The sequence below is a fragment of the Ligilactobacillus equi DSM 15833 = JCM 10991 genome, assembly GCF_000615765.1.
GTDB lineage: Bacteria > Bacillota > Bacilli > Lactobacillales > Lactobacillaceae > Ligilactobacillus > Ligilactobacillus equi.
This window is the reverse complement of record NZ_BAMI01000119.1, coordinates 1-1,548: the sequence shown is the minus strand read 5'-3', so window position 1 is coordinate 1,548 and position 1,548 is coordinate 1. Positions and strand designations below refer to the sequence as shown.

Genomic DNA, 1,548 nt, shown 5'->3' with positions numbered 1-1,548 from the left:
ACAGTAAGTCATAACCAAGAAGTAACTTACACTGGTACATGGGACTTATCTGAATTAGCAAACCACAAGTTTACTAAGGATGAATTAGCTAAAGCTTGGACATTCGATGATGACTACGACCAAACTAAATTAGATGTTGATCTTAAAGTTAAAGACGCTATTACGTTGACTGATGCTAAAGGCAACAATATCTTCGATCAAGTAACGCTTGCTTGGAGTGAAAAGGATGGTTCATGGTCTATCTCCCCTACTGACAAAGCTAAGTTCTTAGAAACTTACAAAGGTCAAAAACTTACTGTAAGTTTCAAGGCTACTGTTAAGGGCGATGCTACTGGCACTATTGCTAACACTATGAGCCAAACAAATGAAGATCATGGTTACAAGACCAATACGGTTAAGAATGATGTTGAACCAAACCCTACTCCAGTTAAGGTTGTTGTCAACTCCGACGGTACTAACATCGACAAGACGACTGTTTTACCGGGACAAATGGTAACTTACACTGGTACATGGGACTTATCCGAATTAGCAAACCACAAGTTTACTAAGGATGAATTAGCTAAAGATTGGACATTTGATGATGACTATGACGAAGCTAAGATTAGCCCAGTCACTGATTCATTAAAGGTAACTGATGCTAAGAACAACGATATTACTAAGCTATTTAAGCCTGTATGGGACGAAAAAGCTGGTAAGTGGGTATTAACACCAAATGATACTAAAGCGTTCTTAGAAACTTACAAGGGCCAAAAACTTACTGTGTCATTTAACTCTGTTGTCAAAGCTGATGCTACTGGTACTTTAGCTAATACCATGAACCAAACTAATAATAGCGTTGGTTACAAGACTAATACTGTTACAAACGATATTGCTACTGATCCTAAACCAACTAAGGTTGTTATGGATGAACAAGGCAAGGACGTAAACAAAGCAACAGTTAAGCGTAACGCTAAGTTAGTTTACCAAGGTACATGGGACTTATCTGAATTAGCAAACCACACCTTCACTAAGGAAGAACTTGCTAAAAACTGGACATTTAGTGATGACTATGATGAAACTAAGTTTACTGCTGACGAAGGTTCCTTCAAGGTAACTGATGCTAAGGGTAATGATGTAACTTCACTATTTGACGCTAAATGGGACGCTAAGAATGGTAAAGTGGTTGTAACACCTAAGAATGTTGAAACCTTCTTAAACACGTTTAAGGGCCAAAAACTTGATGTTGAATTTGCTGGTAAGGTAAATAAAGATGCTAAGGGTGTGCTCGAAAACACTATGGTGCAAACTAATGGTGATGTCGAATACAAGACTAATACCGTCGAAAACCCAATTAAAGTTCCTGTAACTAACTGGGTTGATGAAAATGGGAAGCACTTGAAAGATCAAGAAGAAGGTTCCTTCCCTGACCGTGATGGAAATGATATTCCTGGTTACCAATTAGTTAAGATTGATGAAGATGAAGACGGTAATGTAACTAATGTTTACAAGAAGGTTCCTGAAAAGCCAGAAACCCCTGCCCCAACTCCATCAACACCTGCACAACCTGCA

Annotated in this window: 1 protein-coding gene; it reads left to right on the top strand. The window is 38.5% G+C overall.

Going from position 1 to position 1,548, the window contains the following annotated elements:
* On the top strand, positions 1-1,548 hold a 1,548-nt coding region (locus JCM10991_RS11645), incomplete at both ends, for an SspB-related isopeptide-forming adhesin (protein WP_025021582.1).